The organism is Aeromonas sp. MR7 (assembly GCF_963899385.1).
Lineage (GTDB): Bacteria > Pseudomonadota > Gammaproteobacteria > Enterobacterales > Aeromonadaceae > Aeromonas > Aeromonas bestiarum.
Window position 1 is genome coordinate 132607 of sequence record NZ_CAWQXH010000053.1, and the last position, 22893, is coordinate 155499.

At 62.0% G+C, this 22893-nt stretch carries 18 protein-coding genes; 14 read left to right on the top strand and 4 right to left on the bottom strand.

What is annotated here, in order from left to right; all coding sequences use genetic code 11:
- Nucleotides 1-34 precede the first annotated feature (34 nt).
- The gene (locus AACW87_RS22355; RefSeq protein ID WP_043554164.1) at nucleotides 35-1924 is read left to right on the top strand and encodes a methyl-accepting chemotaxis protein; all 1890 of its coding nucleotides are present in this window, start codon (nucleotides 35-37) and stop codon (nucleotides 1922-1924) included.
- A gap of 63 nt (nucleotides 1925-1987) precedes the next feature.
- Here AACW87_RS22355 and AACW87_RS22360 read toward each other — a convergent pair whose 3' ends face one another.
- Together AACW87_RS22360 and AACW87_RS22365 are read right to left on the bottom strand one after the other, a co-directional pair.
- Nucleotides 1988-2500, bottom strand: a complete 513-nt coding sequence (locus AACW87_RS22360) for a lipocalin family protein (RefSeq protein WP_241326202.1) — start codon at nucleotides 2498-2500, stop codon at nucleotides 1988-1990.
- An 18-nt stretch (nucleotides 2501-2518) separates the two neighbouring features.
- Nucleotides 2519-3421: an AraC family transcriptional regulator gene (locus AACW87_RS22365; protein WP_043142706.1), complete on the bottom strand. Its 903-nt coding sequence runs from the start codon at nucleotides 3419-3421 to the stop codon at nucleotides 2519-2521.
- Nucleotides 3422-3566: 145 nt separating this feature from the next.
- On the opposite strand from AACW87_RS22365, the gene yqhD reads away from it, so the two are divergent.
- The 8 genes from yqhD (at nucleotide 3567) to AACW87_RS22405 (ending at nucleotide 14347) form a co-directional block, all read left to right on the top strand.
- Complete coding sequence (gene yqhD, locus AACW87_RS22370) at nucleotides 3567-4730, top strand: alcohol dehydrogenase (RefSeq protein WP_043142968.1); 1164 nt, start codon at nucleotides 3567-3569, stop codon at nucleotides 4728-4730.
- Between the two features lie 507 nt (nucleotides 4731-5237).
- On the top strand, nucleotides 5238-6761 hold the full coding sequence (locus AACW87_RS22375; RefSeq protein ID WP_043142703.1) for a Re/Si-specific NAD(P)(+) transhydrogenase subunit alpha: 1524 nt from the start codon (nucleotides 5238-5240) through the stop codon (nucleotides 6759-6761).
- 11 nt (nucleotides 6762-6772) lie between these two features.
- Nucleotides 6773-8257, top strand: a complete 1485-nt coding sequence (gene pntB / locus AACW87_RS22380) for a Re/Si-specific NAD(P)(+) transhydrogenase subunit beta (RefSeq protein WP_043142701.1) — start codon at nucleotides 6773-6775, stop codon at nucleotides 8255-8257.
- A 96-nt stretch (nucleotides 8258-8353) separates the two neighbouring features.
- The gene (locus tag AACW87_RS22385; RefSeq protein WP_241326203.1) at nucleotides 8354-9106 is read left to right on the top strand and encodes a substrate-binding periplasmic protein; all 753 of its coding nucleotides are present in this window, start codon (nucleotides 8354-8356) and stop codon (nucleotides 9104-9106) included.
- A 185-nt stretch (nucleotides 9107-9291) separates the two neighbouring features.
- Complete coding sequence (locus AACW87_RS22390) at nucleotides 9292-9960, top strand: helix-turn-helix transcriptional regulator (RefSeq protein ID WP_241326204.1); 669 nt, start codon at nucleotides 9292-9294, stop codon at nucleotides 9958-9960.
- Nucleotides 9961-9985: 25 nt separating this feature from the next.
- Nucleotides 9986-11293 (top strand): L-cysteine desulfidase family protein, encoded by a 1308-nt coding sequence (locus AACW87_RS22395; RefSeq protein ID WP_241326205.1) that lies wholly within the window; start codon nucleotides 9986-9988, stop codon nucleotides 11291-11293.
- 237 nt (nucleotides 11294-11530) lie between these two features.
- The gene (locus AACW87_RS22400; protein WP_241326206.1) at nucleotides 11531-12931 is read left to right on the top strand and encodes an L-cystine transporter; all 1401 of its coding nucleotides are present in this window, start codon (nucleotides 11531-11533) and stop codon (nucleotides 12929-12931) included.
- 87 nt (nucleotides 12932-13018) lie between these two features.
- Entirely contained in the window at nucleotides 13019-14347 is a 1329-nt protein-coding gene (locus AACW87_RS22405; RefSeq protein ID WP_241326207.1) for a CoA-disulfide reductase, read from the top strand.
- A 126-nt stretch (nucleotides 14348-14473) separates the two neighbouring features.
- On the opposite strand, the gene AACW87_RS22410 is transcribed toward AACW87_RS22405, so the two are convergent.
- On the bottom strand, nucleotides 14474-15229 hold the full coding sequence (locus AACW87_RS22410) for an outer membrane protein assembly factor BamD (protein WP_043119513.1): 756 nt from the start codon (nucleotides 15227-15229) through the stop codon (nucleotides 14474-14476).
- Nucleotides 15230-15346: 117 nt separating this feature from the next.
- Here AACW87_RS22410 and rluD point away from each other — a divergent pair, with 117 nt between their 5' ends.
- From rluD to AACW87_RS22430, 4 genes are all read left to right on the top strand, one after another.
- Complete coding sequence (gene rluD / locus AACW87_RS22415; protein WP_043142683.1) at nucleotides 15347-16327, top strand: 23S rRNA pseudouridine(1911/1915/1917) synthase RluD; 981 nt, start codon at nucleotides 15347-15349, stop codon at nucleotides 16325-16327.
- A 194-nt stretch (nucleotides 16328-16521) separates the two neighbouring features.
- Nucleotides 16522-17259, top strand: coding sequence for a peptidoglycan editing factor PgeF (pgeF, locus tag AACW87_RS22420; RefSeq protein ID WP_241326208.1), 738 nt, complete (start codon nucleotides 16522-16524; stop codon nucleotides 17257-17259).
- A gap of 207 nt (nucleotides 17260-17466) precedes the next feature.
- A complete protein-coding gene (gene clpB / locus AACW87_RS22425; protein ID WP_043142678.1) occupies nucleotides 17467-20040 on the top strand; it encodes an ATP-dependent chaperone ClpB in 2574 nt (857 codons plus the stop codon).
- A gap of 60 nt (nucleotides 20041-20100) precedes the next feature.
- Nucleotides 20101-20925, top strand: a complete 825-nt coding sequence (locus AACW87_RS22430; protein ID WP_241326209.1) for an MBL fold metallo-hydrolase — start codon at nucleotides 20101-20103, stop codon at nucleotides 20923-20925.
- Nucleotides 20926-21256: 331 nt separating this feature from the next.
- Here AACW87_RS22430 and asnA read toward each other — a convergent pair whose 3' ends face one another.
- Nucleotides 21257-22249: an aspartate--ammonia ligase gene (gene asnA / locus AACW87_RS22435; RefSeq protein ID WP_172955252.1), complete on the bottom strand. Its 993-nt coding sequence runs from the start codon at nucleotides 22247-22249 to the stop codon at nucleotides 21257-21259.
- 153 nt (nucleotides 22250-22402) lie between these two features.
- On the opposite strand from asnA, the gene asnC reads away from it, so the two are divergent.
- Entirely contained in the window at nucleotides 22403-22864 is a 462-nt protein-coding gene (gene asnC, locus AACW87_RS22440; RefSeq protein WP_042870194.1) for a transcriptional regulator AsnC, read from the top strand.
- Nucleotides 22865-22893 lie beyond the last annotated feature (29 nt).

The following is a 22893-nucleotide window of genomic DNA, read 5'->3' on the forward strand; positions in this document are numbered from 1 at the left end:
TTTGACGCCATTGAGACAGCCATAAGGATATCCCATGAATCTCTCCCTTCGCGGCAAGTTGTTGGCCACCAGTCTTGGCGTGGTCCTGATCACGGTCTGCCTGCTGGGCATGACCGCCTTCTATACCCTGAAAAACCAGACCCTGAGCGCCATCGACAGCGAGGCGCGCAACTATGCCAGCGCCTACGCGGAGGGGATAGGCAAATGGATGCAGGACAGGCGCGAGAGCCTGACCGCCCAGGTCGATGTCATCGCCAGCCACCCGACCTCCGAACTGGTGCCCCATCTGCAGCAGACCCTGCGCTCCGGCGGCTTCGGGCTGGCCTACTACGGCTCGGAGGAGGGGGTGATGACCCGCAACGATCCCTCTCTCAACAAGGGCAACTATGACCCGCGCGAGCGGCCCTGGTATCAGGACGCGGTCAAGGCGGGCAAGCTCATCATCACCGAACCCTATGTCAGCGTGACCATGCAGCAACTGGTGGTGACCCTGGCCGAGCCCGTGATGCAGCAGGGCCGGCTGGCCGGGGTGGTCGGTGCCAACCTGGCGCTGGAACAGCTTATCAAGGATGTGCTGGCGATGCGGGTACAGGGGGATGGCTACGCCATGCTGCTGGACAAGGGCGGTCTCATAGTCGCCCACCCGGACAAGGCGCTGGCGCTCAAGAAGAGCCAGGATCTGGCCCCCGAGCTGGATGCCGGCCGACTGGTGAGCATGAGCCAGCAGGGCGGCCTGCAACTTGTGCAGATCGGCGGACGGGATGCCCAGATGCTGGTGCTGCCTATTCCCAACACCGACTGGCTGCTGGCCATGGTGATGCATGAAGATGTGCTGATGGCGCCGCTGCAGAGCCTGCTGTGGGAGCTGTCACTCATCAGTGCCGGCCTGATCCTGGTATTTGGCCTGGTGCTGACCAGCACCTTCAAGTTCCTGTTCCAGGATCTGGGGCGGGTGGCCGGGGCCTTGCACGACATAGCCCACGGCGAGGGGGATCTCACGGTCCACATCAATACCCGCAGCAAGGACGAGGTGGGCCAGCTGGCTGAGAGTTTCAACCAGTTCGTGGCGCGGCTGCACGGCATCGTCAGCCGCCTGCGTGACGTGACCCTGGAGCTGACGGCCCAGTCCCGCACCCAGGCGGCCGGTGCCCAGGCCCGCAGCCAGCGGGTGCGCCAGCAGCAGGACGAGATCGTCATGGTGGCGACCGCGGTGACTGAGATGGCCTCCGCCACCCAGGAGATTGCCGGCAACGCCGAGTTCGCGGCCACCACCTCCGGCGATGCGGTCAAGCTGGCCGTCGCCGGTCAGTCCCAGGTCGGCCAGAGTCAGCGCAGCATCACGGGGCTGGCGGACGAGGTGGCCGATGCCAGCCAGATCATTGTGGAGCTGGATGCCCACGCCCAGAAGATCAGCGGCATTCTGGCCACCATCAGCGGCATCGCCGAGCAGACCAACCTGCTGGCGCTGAACGCTGCCATCGAGGCGGCCCGGGCCGGTGAGCAGGGGCGCGGCTTTGCGGTGGTGGCGGACGAGGTGCGGGTGCTGTCGCGCCGTACCCACGACTCCACCGACGAGATCCAGCAGATGATAGAGACGCTGCAGCAGACCACTCGTCGCGCCGTAGGGGGCATGGAGACCAGCCGTCAGCTGGCGGGCACCAGCGTGGAGGATGCGGAAGCCGCCAATCTGAGCCTGGGGCAGATCAACGAGGCGATCGGCGCCATCAGCGACATGGCGACCCAGATAGCGGCGGCGGCGGAGGAGCAGACTTCGGTCACCAGCGAGATCAGCCGCAACACCGAGAACATACGCCACGTCTCCCAGGAGCTGGCCGAGCAGGCCAATCAGGAGGCGGCCCAGGCCGCCGAGCTGAAGGCGCTGACCGAGCGGCTGGAACAGGAGATAGGCCGCTTCCGCCTCTGATCATCCCGCCACTCCATCAACAAAAAGGGCAGCCTGCGGGCTGCCCTTTGCCATTTCTGGCGCTTATCCCGGCTGTTTGACCCAAATCAGCTGGTCGGTGGCAAAACCCAGCCCCCTGGCCTTGGCGATCAGCGCATCCACCTTGGCTTTCGGCGGATTGGGGGAGCGGGAGAGGATCCAGAGGTAGTCGCGGTTGTAGCTGGTCACCAGGGAGAGCTGGTAGTCAGGGTCCAGATCGATGACGTTGTAGCCGCCGTAGAAGGGGCCGAAGAAGCTCACCTTGAGCCGCGCCTCGTCCGGCTTGCCCACGAAGTAGGCCTTGCCCTCGGCCTCGCGCCAGCTGCCATCGCTTTGTTTGCCGCGATTGAGCACCCTGACGCCGCCATCGTCACGCAGGCTGTAGCTGGCGCTCACCTCTTCCAGCCCCCGCTCGAAGCTGTGGTCCAGGCGGGCTATCTCGTACCAGGTGCCGAGGTAGCGATCGAGCTGGAAGCCGGTGACGGGGCGTATGCCCTCGGCCACGCCGGTACAGGCCGTCAGTAGCAGGGCGGTGAGCAGGCAAAGCAGTGAACGCATAGGTAATCTCCCTCGTCTTTATCCTTCGATGATGCGCAGCTGGCCATCCCGAAAGCGGGAGGCCTGATCCGTCGGCGTACTGCCGAAGAAGCGCTTGTACTCCCGGCTGAACTGGGAGTTGCTCTCGTAACCGACCCTGGCCGCCGCGGCACCGGCCTTGATGCCGTCGTGCAGCATCATGATGCGCGCCTTGTGTAGGCGAAACGACTTGATGTACTGCAGCGGCGAGGTGGCCGTGACCGCCTTGAAGTGGTGATGAAAGGCGGAGACGCTCATGTTCACCTCCCGCGCCAGCTCCTCCATGGTGAGGTTGTCGGCGAAGCGCGACTCTATCATACGCAGCACACGGGCGATCTGGCCCACATGGTTGTGACGGTTGGCCAGCGCCTGCAGCGCCGGGCCGCCGCCCTCGTGCAGGGCGTAGAACAGCATCTCCCGCACCGTCTGCGGTCCCAGCACCCGGGCGTGGTGGGGCTTGTCCATCAGGTCGATCAACCGCTCGGCGGCGCAGAACATGGCCTCCGACAGGGGCACAGAGTGGACGCCGCTCTTCTGCGGGGCAGGGGCGGGCAGGGCGTCGCCCAGCTCCAGCAAGAGTGCCTGCAGGGTGACCAGATCGATCTCGAGAGAGAAGCCAATGAGAGGCTGCTCGGGGGAGGCGAAACACTCGCACTCGCACGGCAGCGGCAGCGTCATCAGCAGGTAGTGGTTGGGGTCGTAGCGAAACACCTGATCCGCCAGATAGCCCACCTTGTGCCCCTGCAATATCACTATCATGCGTGGCTGGTAGAGCACAGGAGTACGGCCGTGGTACTCGGTGGTGTAGATGAGGTTCACCTGCTCCACCGGAGAGGGGGTGATGCCGGGGGCTGTGACGTGACGGGTCAGCTTGGCGGCGAGGTCGGCGTAGCGGCTCTGCATTGTCTCTCTTTTGTTGTGGTTCTGGCCGCTTTGTAGAAATAGGCAAGAATCAAGCAGGATGTTGCCTTGATGGTAGAGGCTGTCTGGAGAAAAATGCAATCACATTTCGCGGCCAGACCGCTAGGAACATGAAAAGGCAATGTCGATGAACAATTTTACCCTGCATACCCCGACCAAGATCCTGTTCGGCAAGGGCCAGGTTGCCCAGCTGCGCGAACAGCTGCCTCCCGACGCCCGCATCCTCATCACCTATGGCGGTGGCAGCGTGGTGCGCACCGGTCTGCTGGCGCAGATCCGCAGCGAGCTGGCTGGCATGACACTGTTCGAGTTCGGCGGCATCGAGCCCAACCCCACCTATGAAACCCTGATGGGGGCGGTGGCGCTGGCCCGTGCTGAGCGCATCGACTTCCTGCTGGCCGTCGGCGGCGGTTCCGTGCTGGACGGCACCAAGTTCATCGCCGCCGCAGCCCACTACGACGAGGCCAGAGATCCCTGGCACATACTCGAGACCGTGGGCAACGAGGTGCGCTCCGCCATTGCGCTCGGCGCCGTGCTGACCCTGCCGGCTACCGGTTCCGAGATGAACATGGGTGCCGTGGTGACCCGTCGCAGCACCGGCGACAAGGTGCACTTCTTCTCGCCCTTCGTGATGCCGCGCTTCGCCGTGCTGGATCCCGTGCTCACCTACACCCTGCCGGCCCGCCAGGTGGCGAATGGCGTGGTGGATGCCTTCATCCACATTCTGGAGCAGTACCTCACCTATCCGGTCAACGCCAAGGTGCAGGATCGCTTCGCCGAAGGCCTGCTGCTGACTCTGGCCGAGGAGGGCCCCAAGGCGCTGCTGGAGCCGGAAAACTACGAGGTGCGCGCCAACATCATGTGGAGCGCCACCCTGGCTCTCAACGGCCTGATCGGGGCCGGTGTGCCGCAGGATTGGGCGACCCACATGCTGGGCCACGAGCTGACTGCCCTGCACGGTCTCGACCACGCCCAGACCCTGGCGGTGGTGCTGCCCGCCCTGCTGCAGGCCAAGCGCCAGCAGAAGCATGCCAAGCTGCTGCAATACGCAGAGCGGGTGTGGGATCTGCGCACCGGCAGCGAGGAGGATCGCATCGACGGCGCCATCGCCGCCACCCGTGACTTCTTCGAGCGGATGGGGGTCAAGACCCGGCTGCGGGACTACGGTGTCGCCTCGCTGGGGATAGACACCCTGATCGGCAAGCTGGCGGAGCACGGCATGACCGCCATCGGCGAGCACGGCGACATCGACCTGGTACAGAGCCAGCATATTTATGAAGCGGCCTGGTAAGAGCGTCGCGCCAGGGCATCAGGATCGAAACGATTGAACCTAGGGGGCCGGATCCTGCCATTTGGCGGGGGATCGGCCCCTTGTCTGTTACAAAACAGTTACTTTTTCCACTTTCACCCCGATATCTGTGATCGGAGTGAATTTCGTAAGAACAAAAAGCGCTAAGATAGAGGGCCGGTAAAACATTTTTTTTGACTGGTTGGATCACTTTTTCCAGCGCTTTTTACTGGTATAAGTCGCTAATTTGGTTTGTTTTTTTAAATCATGCTCCGGGATGGGCTGAATTCTGTACGCGCACCATCGGGACTGCGGTTGTAATAAAACTCCAAAATTTGATACTAATCACCTTCGCGCCTGAAAAGCGGGGGCCTGGCCATGACAGGAGGTTGAGGTAAAGCCTACTGATTTTCATAACAAAGGGCCCGTGACCTGCACTTTGGTCATGTCTTGTTTCGCCAGAAATGCGACACTGGGCAGCGATTGTTTATTAACCATCAGGGAATAGTCATGCAGATTGGAATACCGAGAGAGAGTCTCGCCGGTGAGACCCGGGTCGCAGCGACCCCGGCCACCGTTGAGCAGCTGAAAAAGCTCGGCTTCGAGGTCGCCATCGAGGCCGGTGCCGGCCAGCTGGCCAGCTTCGATGATGCCGCCTTCGAGGCTGCCGGTGCCAGCGTGGTGCCGAGCGTCTGGCAAGCCGACCTTATCTTCAAGGTCAATGCGCCGACCGATGCCGAGATCGCACAAATTAAAGATGGTGCCACCCTGGTGAGCTTCATCTGGCCTGCCCAGAACCCTGAGCTGGTCAAGAAGCTGTCCGAGCGCAACATCAATGTGATGGCGATGGACATGGTGCCGCGGATCTCCCGTGCCCAGTCCCTCGACGCCCTCTCCTCCATGGCCAACATAGGCGGCTATCGCGCCGTGGTCGAAGCCGCGCACCAGTTCGGTCGCTTCTTCACCGGTCAGATCACCGCCGCCGGCAAGGTTCCGCCTGCCAAGGTACTGGTGATAGGTGCCGGCGTGGCCGGCCTGGCTGCCATAGGTACTGCCGGTTCCCTCGGCGCCATAGTGCGGGCGTTCGATACCCGTCTGGAAGTGGCCGAGCAGATCGAATCCATGGGGGGTGAATTCCTCAAGCTGGACTTCGGCAGCGAAGACGGTGCCTCCAGCGATGGTTATGCCAAGGTCATGTCCGATGAGTTCATCGCGGCCGAGATGGCGCTGTTTGCCCAGCAGGCCAAGGAAGTGGACATCATCATCACCACAGCCCTAATCCCGGGTCGCCCCGCTCCCAAGCTGATCACCAAAGAGATGGTCGACAGCATGAAGCCGGGTTCCGTGATCGTGGATCTGGCGGCGGCCACCGGCGGCAACTGTGAATACACTGTGCCGACCGAGCTGTTCGTGACCCCCAATGGCGTCAAGGTGATAGGTTACACCGATCTGCCGGGTCGTCTGCCCGCCCAATCCTCCCAGCTCTACGGTACCAACCTGGTCAACCTGATGAAGCTGATGTGCAAGGAGAAGGACGGTCAGGTTGCCATCAACTTCGAAGACGTGGTGCAGCGCAACATGACGGTGATCCAGGCCGGTGAAGTCACCTTCCCGCCGCCCGCCATCGCCGTCTCCGCCGCGCCGCAGAAGCCTGCCGCTGCCCCGGTCAAGAAGGCCGAGGCGAAGCAGCCGTCCAACAAGAAGTTCGTGTTCGGTGCTCTCGGCATCGCCGCCTTCGGTTGGGTCGCAGCCGTGGCGCCTGCTGCCTTCCTCTCTCACTTCACCGTATTCATCTTGGCCTGCGTGGTCGGTTACTACGTGGTGTGGAACGTCTCTCACGCCCTGCACACGCCGCTGATGTCGGTCACCAATGCCATCTCCGGCATTATCGTGGTCGGTGCCCTGCTGCAAATCGGGCAAGGGTCGACTTTGGTCACCGCATTGGCCTTTATCGCCGTGCTGATTGCCAGTATCAACATCTTCGGTGGCTTCACAGTCACTCAGCGCATGCTGAAGATGTTCCGTAAGGATTAAGGGGGTTTAACGTGTCTCAAGGACTGGTAACAGCATCCTATATCGTTGCCGCCGTGCTCTTCATCCTCAGTCTCGCGGGACTGTCGAAGCAAGAAACGGCCAAGCATGGCAACTTGTTCGGTATCGCGGGTATGGCCATCGCCCTGCTCGCCACCGTCTTCAACCCGGAAACCAGTGGCGTGCACTGGATCATCCTGGCCATGGTCATAGGTGGTTCCATCGGCGTGCGGCTGGCACTCAAGGTCGAGATGACCGAGATGCCCGAGCTGGTCGCCGTGCTGCACAGCTTCGTGGGCATGGCTGCTGTGCTGGTGGGCTTCAACAGCTTCATCGATCTGCACCCGTCTGCTCCCGCCGAGGTGGTGGTTTCCGTCGGCTCCAACCTGGATGCGACTCTGGCTGCGGCCCGGGCGGCGTTCGAACAGGCGGCCAGCGTCGCTCAGGTCGAGCACCTCTCCGGCGCCATGCTGAACATCCATCTGGTCGAGATCTTCCTGGGCGTCTTCATCGGTGCCGTGACCTTCACAGGTTCCGTGGTTGCCTTCGGCAAGCTGCGTGGTCTCATCTCTTCCAAGCCGCTGATGCTGCCGCACCGTCACAAGCTGAACCTGCTGGCCGTGGTGGCCTCGCTGGTACTGATGATCTCCTTCGTCAACGCCGGTGGCTCCACCTTCGCCCTGTTGGTGATGACCCTGATCGCGTTCGCCTTCGGCTGGCACCTGGTGGCCAGCATAGGTGGCGCCGACATGCCGGTCGTGGTCTCCATGCTGAACTCCTACTCGGGTTGGGCGGCGGCGGCGGCGGGCTTCATGCTCTCCAATGACCTGCTGATCGTGGTCGGTGCCTTGGTGGGTTCCTCCGGTGCCATCCTGTCTTACATCATGTGCAAGGCGATGAACCGCTCCTTCATCTCGGTGATCGCCGGTGGCTTCGGCTCCGACGGCGTGGCCTCCACGGCCGACCAGGAGATGGGCGAATACCGCGAGACCAACGCCGAGGAAGTGGCTGACCTGCTGAAGAACGCCAGCTCCGTCATCATCACCCCGGGCTACGGCATGGCGGTGGCGCAGGCCCAGTACCCGGTGGCCGAGATCACCCACAAGCTGCGCGAGCGCGGCGTCAAGGTGCGCTTCGGTATCCACCCGGTGGCCGGTCGTCTGCCAGGCCACATGAACGTGCTGCTGGCGGAAGCCAAGGTTCCTTACGATATCGTGCTGGAAATGGACGAGATCAACGAGGACTTCAACGATACCGATGTGGTATTGGTGATAGGTGCGAACGACACAGTCAACCCGGCCGCTATGGAAGATCCGGGCAGCCCCATCGCCGGCATGCCGGTGCTGGAAGTGTGGAAAGCGCAGAACGTCATCGGCTTCAAGCGTTCCATGAACACTGGCTACGCCGGTGTCCAGAACCCGCTGTTCTTCAAGGAGAACACCCAGATGCTGTTTGGCGATGCCAAGGCCAGCGTCGAGGCGATCCTGAAAGCGCTGTAAGCGTGGTTCGGGAAAGACAAAAGGAGGCTCAGGCCTCCTTTTTTATTACTTACTTTTTGGTATATCCTCAGCCAATGCATGGGTGGAGAGAACGGCATGGTGTGGCGTAAAGGATGGATCCTGATCTGCCTCTGGTGGGGTTTGGCGGCACAGGCAGCTGAACAGCCAACCCTGACCCTGTTGACCGAGTTGTGGCCGCCCTATGTGATGCGGCTCGATGACGGCAGCCTGGGGGGCGCCGATCTGGAGCTGGCCCGCACCGTGCTCACGCGGATGGGTTATCGCACCACGGTCAAGGTGCTGCCCTGGAAGCGGGTGTTGCAGGAAGCCAGGTTGCAGCAGGGGGATGGCATAGTCGATGCCTTCTTCGAGGAGCGGCGACTGGAGTGGCTGCACTACCCGGATGAACCCCTCTCCCAGAGCGGTGAAGTGATCTTCTTCCCCCTGGACAAACCCGTGGATTACCAGAGCCTGGCCAGCCTCAAGGGGCTGCGCGTCGGTACCCAGACCGACTATGCCTATGGCGAAGCCTTCCTGACCGCCGCCGGGTTCACCCGGGTTCCCATGACGGGGGAGAGCAACATGATCAAGCAGTTGCACCTGATGATGGCGGGGCGGCTCGATGCCGTTGTGATGAACCAGATGGTGGGCCGCTACCTGGTCAGGGGGCAGGGGCTGCAGGATCAGATCGGCCATAGCGACAAGACGGTGACCGACAGCAACCGCAACTTCCTCGCCTTCACCCACAAGCCCGGCCACGAGAAGCTGGCCTATCAGTTCTCCCTCGCCCTCAAGGCCTTCAAGCAGACCCCAGATTACCAGGCCCTGTTGACCCGCTACGGACTCTGAATCGGGACGTTCAGGTTCCGTCTGTTGAGCCCTGCGACCCGTTCAGACCCTGCCGTTGTGCGCCAGTTCACAATCTGTGGCGCTTTGCCGCCAGTTGGGCATAATGCCTGCGAAAAAGCGATGCGGCTCAACTTTATTTGAGTCCCTTTGCTTTAGAGTTACCCCAAGTTGACTGGATGACCCCTATGATGCAGGCCACCCCATTACGCCAAGCCAGTGCGCTGACCGATGAAGAGCGTCACCTGATCGCCAGCTTCGAACCCGCCGTGGAGGCGCTCTCCGCCTTGTTCGGCCCGGGTTGTGAAGTGGTGCTGCACGCTTTCGACAGCCTGCACGCCTCCGTCATCAAGATCGCCAACGGCCATATCACAGGCCGGGAGGAGGGGGCTCCCGTCACCGACTTCGCCCTCAACAAGCTGCAGAGCGCGGCGGGCAGTCAGTGGAGCAGCTACTTCTCCCGCACTCGCGAGGGGGTGCTGCTCAAGTCCTCCTCCATCACCATCAGTAACCGGGAGGGCAAACCCGTCGGCATGCTGTGCGTGAACTTCAGCCTGGATACGCCGCTCGGCGCCCTGCTCGATACCTTCTCGTTGCCCGCCGCGCCGGCGCCGCTCAACAACGAGACCTTCGCCAGCTCGGTGGACGATCTGGTGGCCCAGGTGATCGACAAGGTGGATCAGGATGCCAGCCTCGGCAGCAGCGTGCGCAACAAGGCGATCGTGCACCGGCTCTACGACATGGGCATCTTCGAGATCAAGGAGGCCGCCCAGCTGGTGGCCGAGATGCTCGGCATCTCCCGTCATACCGTCTATCTGCATATCCGCAACCGCAAAGCGGATCTGACCGAACAATAAGAGCCCGCCCGTGGGCGACATGAACATGAGAAACATCGCAATGAAAGCACAATGGACCGACTTTATTACCCTGCTCAAGCGTGAAGTGGTGCCGGCCCTGGGCTGCACCGAGCCCATGTCGGTGGCGCTGGCGGCGGCCAACTGCCGCAAGCTGCTGGGGCAGGATCCGACCCGCGTCAGCGTCTGGGTCAGCGGCAACCTGTTCAAGAACGGCATGGGGGTCGGCGTGCCCGGCACCGGCATGATAGGGCTGCCGGTAGCGGCGGCGGTCGGTTTCACCGGGGGCAACCCGGATGCGGGGCTGGAGGTGCTCAATACCCTGACCCCGGCCCAGGTGGAGGCGGCCAAGGCGCTGCTGCCCATCATCAAGGTGGACGTGAAGGATGTGGCTGACGTGCTCTATGCCGAGGTCTTGGCTGAGGTGGAGGGCCACAGCGCCCGTGTGGTGATCTGTACCGACCACACCCGCATCGTCTTGATGGAGCTGGACGGCGAGGTGCTGATGGAGCAGGCCAGCGCCCCCGGCGTGCAGATCCAGCCCGCCAAGTCCGGCAAGCCCGCCATGACGCTGCGCGAGATAGTGGCGTTTGCGCTTGAGGTGCCGCTGATGGAGATCGACTTCATTCGTGCCGCGGCCACCATGAACCAGGCGCTGGCGGATGAAGGGCTGCAGGGCTATGGCTTGCAGATCGGCAAGATCCTGACCGAGCAGGTGGAACGCAAGCTGCTCTCCGACGATCTGATGACGCTGGCCATGCGGCTCTCCTCGGCGGCCTCCGATGCGCGCATGGACGGCGCCATGCTGCCCGCCATGTCCAACTCCGGCTCCGGCAATCAGGGCATAGCCGCCACCATGCCGGTGGTCGCCGCCGCCCGCTTCCTTAAGGCGAGCGACGAGCAGCTGACCCGGGCGCTGGTGATGAGCCATCTGGTGGCCATCTACATCAAGACCCATCAGAACAAGCTGTCGGCCCTCTGCGCCGCCAGCACGGCAGCCATGGGGTCGGGGGCCGCCATCACCTGGCTGCTGGGCGGCCAGTTCGAGCAAATTAGTCACTGCATCAACAACATGATCGGTGACGTTTCCGGTATCATTTGCGACGGCGCGGGCAGTGCCTGTTCCATGAAGGTCTCTACCTCCACCTCGGCGGCGGTCAAATCGTCGCTGATGGCCATCAACAATCTGCACGTACCCCAGAGCGAAGGCATAGTCTCCGACGACGTGGACCAGACCATAGCCAACCTGGGTCGCCTCTCCAAACTGGGGATGCTGGATACCGATATCGAGATCATCAACATCATGCGGGCCAAACAACAGGGCAAGGCCCAGTGATGCACGGGGTGGCGCAAGCCACCCTCTGTTTTTCTGTCTGCTGACGCCGCCCCGGCCACGGGGCGTCCGATGCGGTCGATGTCAGGGTTGCGCCTGCCAGGCGTGGCCCGGTTTTGTGTCACCCCGGTTGCACCGGGGGGCAAGTCGCCACGATGCGGCACGTTTCAGGGAGGAGTGTGCACTGGACACTCGTCCGTATACCTCGGGCCCGGCCCGATTATTTTGGGGAATATCGTCATGACTCTTAGCGTTATAGGTAATCTGGCCATCCTGGTCATGTTGCTGCTGTTTCTCTATCGGTTGCAGCAAACCCACGTCAGCTTCACCCGCCGGGTCTTCTCGGGGCTGGGGCTCGGCATCCTGTTCGGCGCCGCCTTGCAACTGCTGTATGGTGCCGGCTCCTGCGTGCTGGTGCAGACCGGTGACTACCTGGATATCGTCGGCAGCGGCTATGTGAAGCTGCTGCAAATGATCATCACCCCGCTGATCATGGTCTCCATCATAGGCGCCATCCTTAAGCTCAACGGCGGCACAGCCCTTGGCAAGATCAGCGCCATGACCATAGGCGTGCTGATCTTCACCACCATGATTGCCGCCGGGGCGGGCATACTGATGTCCAACCTGTTTGGCCTGACGGCGGAAGGGCTCACCGCCGGCGCCGCCGAGACCGCTCGTGGCGCCGCGCTGCAGACCACACTCGGCAGCGTCGAGGGAATGTCCTTTGCCAAGATGGTGCTGGAATTCATCCCGGCCAATCCCTTCCTCGACATGACGGGGGCGCGCAAGACCTCCACCATAGCCGTGGTGATCTTCTCCATCTTCATCGGCCTGTCAGCCACCGGCATCGCCCGCAAGAAGCCCGAGATCTTCGCGAGCTTCGGCCACTTCATGCAGGTTGCCCACGTCATAGTGATGCGGATGGTGACCCTGGTGCTGCGCCTCACGCCCTATGGCGTGCTGGCGCTGATGACCAAGGTGGTGTCCGGTTCCAACTACGCTGACATCCTCAACCTGCTCAGCTTCGTCATGGCCTCCTACGGCGCCATCGCCATCATGTTTGCGGTGCACCTGCTGCTGGTGAGCCTGGTGGGGATCAACCCGGCCCGTTACCTGAAGAAGATCATGCCGGTGCTGGCCTTTGCCTTCACCTCCCGCACCAGTGCGGGCTCGATCCCGATGAACGTGCAGACCCAGACCAAGGCGCTCGGCATTCCGGAGGGGATCGCCAACTTCGCTGCCTCCTTCGGCTCGACCATAGGCCAGAACGGCTGCGCCGGCATCTATCCTGCCATGCTGGCGGTGATGATAGCCCCGACCGTGGGGGTCAACCCCATGGATCCCGGCTTCATCATGACGCTGATCGCCATCATCACCGTCAGCTCCTTCGGGGTGGCCGGGATCGGTGGCGGTGCCACCTTCGCCGCGCTGATCGTGCTCTCCGCCCTGGACTTCCCGGTGGCGCTGGCGGGCCTGCTCATCTCCATCGAGCCGCTGATCGACATGGGCCGCACCGCGCTGAACGTTTCCGGCTCCATCACCGCCGGTACTGTCACCAGCCGCCTGCTGGGCGAGACCGACATGGCGGTGTTCAACAGCGAGCACGAGGTGTGTCTGGACGGCGAAGAGTCCACCATCTGATCCGCTTGCCAGGGGAGGGGTCAGCCCCTGCCCGTCTATAGACAGAAGGGAGGGCATGCCCTCCCTTCGCCATTGAAAGGAGAGAGTATGAGAATCCTGATCATAGGTGGCGAAGCTGCCGGTATGAGTGCGGCGGCCAAGGCCCGTCGTCTGGCCAAGGATGCCGAGATAGTGGTGTACGAGGCCTCCGAGGTGATCTCCTTCGGCGCCTGCGGTCTGCCCTACTTCGTCGGCGACGAGTTTCAGGAGCCGGGCTTCATGGCCGAGTTCACCCCCGAGCAGTTCGCCGCCAAGGGGATAGAGGTCAAGACAGGCCACCGGGTGCTCGGTATCGATGCGGCCGCCCAGACCCTGCGGGTGGAGCACAAGGGCGACACCTTCACCGATCGTTACGATCGGCTGATGATAGCCACAGGTGCCCGTGAAGTGATGCCCCCCATCCCCGGCCTGCAGCAGCAGGGGGTATTCGGCCTGCGGCGCATGGCCGACGGGCTGGCGCTGAAGGAGGCGGTGCAGGAGAAGCGCCATACCCGCGCCCTGGTGATCGGCTCCGGCTTCATCGGGCTGGAGGTAGTCGAGGCCCTGGTGCATCAGGGTAAAGAGGTGCGGCTCATCGAGCTGGCGGATCGGGTCATTCCCGACGCTTTTGATAGTGAAATCACCTGCCACATAGAAACCGAACTGCGCGAGCAGGGGGTCTGTGCCCATCTGGGTGAGCGGGTTGAAGCTCTGCTGGGGGATGGCAGGGTCACGGGCGTGAGAACCAGCCAGGGCGAGTATGAGGCCGATATCGTGGTGGTCTGTACCGGGGTCAAGCCCAACACCGAGTTCCTGGCCGACACCGGCATCAAACGGCTGGCCAATGGCGCCATCGAAGTGGACAGGCAGGGCCGCACCTCGCTGGCCAACGTCTGGTCTGCCGGCGACTGCGCCAGCGTCTGGCACAGCGTCAAGCAGCAGCAGGTCTATGTGCCGCTCGCCACCATAGCCAACAAGCTGGGCCGCATGGTGGGCGAGAACCTGGCCGGGGCCGAACAGGTGTTCCCGGGCACCCTCGGCTCTGCGGCGCTCAAGGTGCTGGGGCTGGAGGCGGGTCGCACCGGTCTTTCTGAGCAAGAAGCCAAGGCGATGGGCATCGACTATCGCACCGTCGTCATCAAGGACAAGTGCCACACCAACTACTGTCCCGGTCAGTCCGACATCCACGTCAAGCTGGTCTATGAGGCGGGCAGCAAGCGGCTGCTGGGGGGCCAGATCCTGGGTCGCAAGGGGGCTGTCCACCGCATAGATGCGCTGGCGGTCGCCATCACCATGGGAGTGACCACGGAGCAGCTCGGCATGCTGGACTTTGCCTACGCCCCGCCCTTCTCCCGCACCTGGGATGTGCTCAACGTGGCGGGCAATGTGGCCAAATAGCTGACTGACGATGGCGGCGCATACACGGCGCCGTCATGCCAGTTGCACTCTGCAGGTAAATGGCAGACATAAAAAAACCGATGCCTGGGCATCGGTTTTCTGTTGCGACCGGTTTGGCCGTTGAACTCAGCCGCGGCCGAGACGGTTATCCGGGTAGTTCTTGGCCAGCACTTCGCGGGCATGCTGGGCCAGGGCCGGCATCTTCAGCGTGTCGTAAGACTCGACCATGATCTCCAGTGCCTTCTCGGTTTCGGCCGTGTCGGGATAGGTCTCGACAATCAGCTTGGCCCGGTTGGCGGCGGCGATCAGCGCATCGCGCTTCACGTAGTACTCGGCCACGCTCAGGTCGTAGCGGGCAAGGCGGTTCTTCAGGCCGATCATGCGAGCACGGGCATCGGCGGCATAGACGCTGTTGGGATAGTTCTGCAACAGGGTCTTGAAGTCCTGGAAGGCCTGACGGGCATAAGAGGGGTCTTTATCGTCCCGATTGATGCCCAGGAAGTCCTGGAAGAAGTTGTAATCGCCGGCCATGTTGGTCAGGCCGCGCATGTAGAACACATAATCGATATTTTTATGCGCCGGATTGAGGCGGATAAAACGGTCGATATTGGCGATCGCCTGGGCGGTATCGTCCTGTTTGTAGTAGGCGTAAATGAGGTCAAGCTGTACCTGGTTGGAATAGGCGCCGAAAGGATAGCGCGAGTCCAATGCTTCCAGTAATTCGATAGCATTCAGGTAGTTACCGGCATCCAGCTTGAGGCGTGCTTTCTGGTACAGGGTCTCCGGCGGTTCGTCGGGGACCTTGGGTTTGGTGCTGGAACAGCCCGTGATCAAGGTAGCAACCAAGGCGAGCGACATCAGCAGGTGAGACTTCTTTCCCATCAACAACATCCGGTCCATTTCCACGAAATTGGCAAAGTATCCGTTATGCTTGGCTAAAAGAAAAGCTAGAATACCCGGATTATTTCGAATTGATACCCCCCGCTCAAGAGACCATACATGAGCCAGCATATTGAACTGACAGGCGAATTTCAGGATCACCAATTCGGGCAGCGACTCGACCAGGCCCTGGCCGAATTGTTTCCAGACTACTCCCGAACCCGCATCAAGGAGTGGATTTTACAGGACAGAGTGACCCTGGATGGTCAGGTTGCGAACACCCCGCGCGAGAAGGTACTGGCCGGGCAACAGGTGCATGTAGATGTCGAGCTGGAAGATGACACCCGTTGGGATGCTCAGGACATAGCGCTCAACATCGTCTACGAAGATGAACACATTCTGGTGATCGACAAACCGGCCGGTCTGGTGGTTCACCCGGGTGCAGGCACGCCGGATGGCACCATACTCAACGCCCTGCTGCACCGCTATCCGGGCATCGCCGAGGTGCCCCGCGCCGGTATAGTGCACCGTCTGGATAAAGACACCACAGGCCTGATGGTGGTTGCCAAAACCGTGCCCGCCCAGACCCATCTGGTGGAAGCGCTGCAGGCGCGCCAGATCACCCGTGAGTACGAAGCCATCGCCATCGGTCACATGACCGCAGGCGGCACAGTGGATGCTCCTATCGGCCGTCACCCGACCCAGCGTACCCACATGGCTGTGGTGCCGAACGGTCGTCCTTCCGTGACCCACTACCGGGTACACGAGAAATTCCGTGGCCACACCCGTCTGCGTCTGCGTCTGGAAACCGGTCGTACCCACCAGATCCGTGTGCACATGGCTCACATCAAGCATCCGCTGGTGGGGGATCCCGCCTACGGTGGCCGTCTGCGCCTGCTGCGCAATGCGACCCCTGAGCTGACCCAGATGCTGCGCAGCTTCAATCGTCAGGCGCTGCATGCCACCATGCTGCAACTGGCGCACCCCATCACGGGTGAAGTGATGCAGTGGCACTCCGAGACGCCGCAGGACATGGTGGATCTGATGGAAGTGCTGCGCGCTGACACCCTGGCCAATCCGGACGATTTAGTCTGGAATTGATGAGCTGATGGAAGTGCTGCACACCAAGATCACCCTCATCAATCTGGATGAGCTGGTCTGGAACTGATGAAGAGGGTGGCTCGGCGACGATTCCTGCCGTAGCCCTGCCCTTGAATCAGGCCTGAAACGGGGCTCCTTGACTGGCAACAGCTAAGGAGCCCCGTTTTTATATGAATAAATGAAAGGAGCCACAGATGAAATGGATCGAACCCGACTGGCCGGCACCGGCTCGTGTCAGAGCCCTGTCGACCACCCGGGATGGCGGCGAGAGTGAAGGGGTCTTCGCCGGCCTCAATCTGGGCACCCATGTGGGGGATGCGGCGGTGCGGGTCGAGGCCAATCGTGCCCGCCTGCAGCAGGTTGCGGATATTCCCGGCCCCCTCAACTGGCTCAACCAGGTGCATGGCACCGCAGTGCATCCGGTCAGCAACCAGTATGATGCCGTGCCGGATGCCGATGCGGCTTGCGCCCATGAGGCGGGGCAGGCCTGCATAGTGATGACCGCCGACTGCCTTCCCGTGTTGTTTTGCGATCGGGCAGGCACTGTGGTGGCTGCCGCCCATGCCGGTTGGCGCGGGCTGCAAGGAGGCGTATTGGAAGCCAGCATCGCGGCCATGGGTTGCGATCCTCGCGATCTTCTCGCCTGGCTTGGCCCGGCCATAGGCCCCACGGCGTTTGAGGTGGGGGGCGAGGTACGCGACGCCTTTATGGCGGAGCAGGCCGACGCCGCCGCTGCCTTTGTGCCTTCCCCCAACGAGGGCAAGTGGCTGGCGGATATCTACCGGCTGGCTCGGCTGCGGCTGGCCCGGGCCGGTGTGAGCGCCGTCTACGGCGGCGAGTTCTGCACCTTCGGCGATGGCGAGCGGTTCTACTCCTATCGTCGCGACGGTCAGACCGGCAGAATGGCCTCCATCATCTGGTTGGCCCGCTAAGAGCCGGACAAGCACCCGGTCAGCAATCATCCCGCTCTTCTCACGACCAGATCAGCGTGAGAGGGGCGGGGATCCTGCCTTCTCCCCGCTTTGCAGAAAAAATAACCAGTCCAGGCCCTTGAAATAACCCGTACGGGCCGCATCTTTCTTGTCAGAAAGTCATGTTGTTTGCCGCACGAGCGGCGTCTGTCTGAAAGGGGGAGTGCGATGCGCCTCGATCGCCTGACCAGCAAATTCCAAGTTGCTATTTCCGATGCCCAGTCTCTTGCACTGGGTCGTGATCACCAATTTATCGAACCCGTCCACCTGATGACCGCCCTGGTCAATCAGGACGGCGGTTCCATTCGTCCACTGCTCACCCTGACCGGGATGGACATCAATGCCCTGCGCTCTCGCCTCGGCGAAGAGCTGGATCGGCTGCCCAAGGTGAGTGGCGTGGAGGGCGATGTGCAGCTCTCCAACGGCCTGGGTCGCCTGCTCAACGTCTGTGACAAGCTGGCTCAGCAGCGCAAGGATCAGTTCATCTCGTCCGAGCTGTTCGTGCTGGCCGCCCTCGACGAGAAGGGCAACCTGGGCGAGCTGCTGCGTGCCCAGGGCTTGAGCAAGGAGAAACTCGAAGCCGCCATCGACAAGGTGCGCGGTGGCAGAAAGATCGAAGATGCCAACGCCGAGGAGAATCGCCAGGCGCTGGAGAAGTACACCATAGACCTCACGGAGCGGGCCGAGATCGGCAAGCTGGATCCCGTGATAGGTCGCGATGAAGAGATCCGCCGTACCATCCAGGTGCTGCAACGCCGTACCAAGAACAACCCTGTGCTGATCGGTGCCCCCGGCGTCGGCAAGACCGCCATCGTCGAAGGGCTGGCCCAGCGCATCATCAACGGCGAAGTGCCGGAAGGGCTCAAAAACAAGCGGGTGCTCTCTCTGGACATGGGCGCCCTGGTGGCCGGTGCCAAATACCGCGGCGAGTTTGAGGAGCGGCTGAAAGCCGTGCTGAGCGATCTCGCCAAGGAGGAGGGCAACGTCATCCTCTTCATCGACGAGCTGCACACCATGGTCGGCGCCGGCAAGGGCGAAGGGGCCATGGACGCGGGCAACATGCTGAAACCTGCGCTGGCCCGTGGCGATCTGCACTGCGTCGGTGCCACCACCCTGGACGAGTACCGCCAGTACATAGAGAAAGATGCCGCGCTGGAACGCCGCTTCCAGAAGGTGCTGGTGGAGGAGCCGAGCGTGGAAGACACCATCGCCATACTGCGCGGCCTGAAGGAGCGTTACGAGCTGCACCACCATGTGCAGATCACGGATCCGGCGATCGTGGCGGCGGCCCAGCTGTCGCACCGTTACATCGCCGATCGCCAGTTGCCGGACAAGGCCATCGACCTGATCGACGAGGCGGCCGCCAGCATCCGGCTGCAGATCGACTCCAAGCCCGAGTCCCTCGACCGGCTGGAGCGGCGCATCATACAGTTGAAACTCGAGCAGCAGGCGCTGATGAAGGAGGATGACGATGCCAGCCGCAAGCGGCTGGATCTCATCAATCAGGAGATTGGCGAAAAGGATCGGGAATACAACGAGCTGGATGAGGTGTGGAAGGCCGAGAAGGCTGCCCTCGCCGGAACCCAGCACATCAAGGCGGCACTGGAGCAGGCCCGTCAGGATCTCGACGTGGCGCGCCGTGCAGGCGACTTGGGTCGCATGTCCGAGCTGCAATACGGCCGCATTCCCGAGCTGGAGAAGCAGCTGGATCTCGCCACTCAGGCCGAGATGCAGGAGACCAGTCTGCTGCGCAACCGCGTCACCGACGTGGAGATAGCCGACGTGCTGGCCCGTGCAACCGGCATTCCGGTGGCCCGCATGCTGGAAGGGGAGCGCGACAAGCTGCTGCGGATGGAAGATCAGTTGCACAGCCGGGTGATAGGTCAGGAGGAAGCGGTCGAAGCCGTCTCCAACGCCATTCGCCGCTCCCGTGCCGGGCTCTCGGATCCGAACCGCCCCATCGGCTCCTTCCTGTTCCTCGGTCCCACCGGGGTGGGCAAGACCGAGCTGTGCAAGGCGCTGGCGGAGTTCCTGTTCGATACCCAGGACGCCATGGTGCGGATCGACATGTCCGAGTTCATGGAGAAACACAGCGTGGCCCGTCTGGTGGGTGCACCTCCGGGATACGTGGGCTATGAGGAGGGGGGTTATCTGACCGAGGCGGTACGCCGTCGCCCCTACTCTGTGATCCTGCTCGATGAAGTGGAGAAGGCGCACCCGGATGTGTTCAACATCCTGTTGCAGGTGCTGGACGATGGCCGCCTGACCGATGGTCAGGGGCGTACCGTTGATTTCCGCAACTCGGTCGTCATCATGACCTCCAACCTGGGGTCGGATCTGATCCAGGAGCACCACTCCGAGAAGGATTACGACGAGATGAAGGCCATGTTGATGGAGGTGCTGACCCGCAGCTTCCGGCCCGAGTTCATCAACCGGATCGACGAGACAGTGGTGTTCCACCCCCTCGACGAGGCTCACATCAAGTCCATCGCCCGCATCCAGCTCAAGAGCCTGATGGGCCGCCTGGAGGCTCAGGGTTACGAGGTGGAGGTGAGCGAGGCGCTGCTCGAGAAGCTGGTGCACGCCGGGTTCGACCCCGTCTACGGGGCACGGCCCCTCAAGCGGGCGATCCAGCACAAGGTGGAGAACCCGCTGGCCCAGGCGCTGCTCTCCGGTCGCATCGTTCCCGGCAAGAAGTTGCTGCTGGGGGCCGACAGCAACGGCCTGACCATGACCCAGTAACGGGATTGTCGATGAAAAACGCAGGCCTTGTGCCTGCGTTTTGTTTTCAGGGGGAGCGAGATGCTGAAGTTTTCCGTGCTGGTGGATGACGACGTTCATCTGCCTGGCTGTCTGCCGGAGAGGGGGTTGGCGCTGGTGCTGGAGTGCGATGGCCTCAAGGTGCTGTTTGACAGTGGGAGGGGGAGGGCCTTGCGCCATAACGCCGGGGTCATGGGGATGGATCTCGCCTCGCTCACCCACGTGGTACTGTCCCACGGTCATTACGACCATGTGGGCGGTATCGGCTCGCTGCCGGTCTATCCCGACCCTGTCCCCTTGATAGCCTGTCCGGATGTGTTCCATGAACGTGGCTATTTCCTGCCGCTGCCGTTTCGCCGCTGCAACCTCTATCGACTCTCGGGCGATCTTGCGCCGGAGGCTCTGGTGGCCAGAGGGCTGCTGCCCCGCTGCTCTGCCGAGCCTGTCTGGCTGTCCGAGCGGTTGGTATTTCTGGGGAGTATCCTGCGGCGCGACAAGACGGCGCCTTCCCTGCTCGGCTACATACTGCGTGGCGGTCGAATAGAGAAGGATGCCATATCGGATGATTCGGCGCTGGCCTACAAGAGCCCACGTGGCCTTATCATCTTTATCGGCTGCGGCCGCTCAGGGGTCGAGAACATAGTGCAACGGGCCAGGGAGGTGTGCGGCGATGAGCGGGTGCATGCCGTCATCGGTGGTCTGCACCTGAAGTTTTCCGGCCCGCAGCGGGCGGCGGCGCTAGGCATGTATCTGCAACAGGAGGGCGTGGAGAGCCTCTTTGCCTGCCATTGCACCGGCAAACGGAAGGCAGGGCTGCCACGGCAGACCAACATAGGTGCAGGGTTCACACATGTATTCCCGCCATAAAAAAGCGGCAATCCGAAGATTGCCGAGAGGAATGTAGTGACGCGACCTGACGTGGGTTGAGCGGATCGCAGGGGCAAGCCCCGGTTTCGCAAAGGGCCATCAGGGATGTCCACTCTGCTTACAGCATGCCCGTGATGCGCTCTCTCATCCTGGGCGGCCACACACCTGTCAGGTCTGACCCGCGCGCCGCGGCTCGCAGGCCAGACCCATTGAATTATCCTGCTTACAGTATGCCCGGCACGGCGGCCTTCATTTCGGACGGCCATACCCCGCCCTGTGCATGCCTATGTACTCCTTTGCGGCGACATGAGATGACCAAACACTCATGTGCTTACAGCATGCCCGGGATGGCGGTTTTCATCTCCGCCGGCCAGACGCCGACCTGCACCTGACCTATGTGTTCCTTTTGCAGCAGCAACATGGCCAGACGGGATTGGCCTATGCCGCCGCCTATGGTCTGCGGCATACGCGCGGCCAGCAGATCCTGGTGCCAGTCGTATTGCAGGCGATCTTCATCGCCCGTGATGGCGAGCTGGCGGCGCAGGGCCTCGGCGTCTACCCGGATCCCCATGGAGGAGATCTCGAAACTGTCTTCCAGCACAGGGTTCCACACCAGGATGTCACCGTTCAGGCCGGCCAGCCCCAGCTCGCTGTGGCTGCTCCAGTCGTCATAGTCAGGGGCACGCACATCATGGCGCTCGCCATGGGAGAGGGCGCCGCCTATGCCGATGAGGAAGACGGCACCCAGCTCCTTGGCGATGGCGCGTTCGCGCCCCTTGGCATCGAGATCCGGGTAACGGGTCAGCAGCTCTTCGCTGTGCAGGAACTGGATCTCGCCTGGCAGGAAGGGGGTCAGCGCGTGTTCGGCACAGACGGCGCGCTCGGTGGCCTTGATGGCAGCCCAGATGCCGCGCACCGTCTCCTGCAGATAGGCCAGATCGCGACGCTCGCTCGGCATCACCTTCTCCCAGTCCCACTGATCCACGTAGACGGAGTGGATGGGGGTGAGGCGATCCTCGTCCGGACGCAGCGCCTTCATGTGGGTGTAGATGCCTTCGCCCGGGCCGAAACCGAAGCGACCCAGGGTCTGGCGCTTCCACTTGGCCAGGGAGTGGACCACCTCGTAGCTGTGTTCAGGCAGGGTCTTCACCTTGACCTGCACCGCATTCTCGTGGCCAGAGAGGTTGTCTTGAGTGCCATCACCGACCCGGCTCAGAATGGGGGCTTGCACCTCCATCAGGCCCAGTTGCTGGGCGAGTTGGCGGGAGAACATCTCTTTGACGAAGCTGATCTGTTGCTGGCTGCGAATGTAGTGCTGTTTCATGCTGAATACCTGTCTCAAATCCGTTGGATGTGACGATTCTTCAACAGATTGCCAAGTAAATTCAATATTCGATAATAGAAATAGGCTTTGTGTGTTTTTTTCTTCAAAATAAACCCATTATTAATGAAGTATCGTCAACGGGAGTGCAAAAAAGTGCCGGAAAATTATCGGATCGATAATCTCGATCAGGCCATCCTCACCGCCCTGATGGACAATGCGCGGATCCCTTACGCCGAGTTGGCCAAACAACTGGCGGTCAGCCCGGGCACCATCCATGTGCGGGTGGAGAAGATGAAGCAGGCGGGGATCATCGAAGGGACGCGGGTGCAGGTGAATGCCAAGAAGCTGGGTTATGACGTCTGCTGCTTTATCGGCATCAACCTCAAGAGCGCCAAGGATTACCCCTCGGCCCTGGCCAAGCTGCAGGCGCTGGACGAGGTGGTGGAGGCCTACTACACCACGGGCCACTACAGCATCTTCATGAAGGTGATGACCCGCTCCATCGACGAGCTGCAGACTGTGCTGATCCACAAGATCCAGACCATAGACGAGATCCAGTCCACTGAAACCCTGATTTCACTGCAAAACCCGATCTTGCGAGACGTGAAGCCCTGAGGCTTGTTGCGTGGGGGGATGTGCGAGAT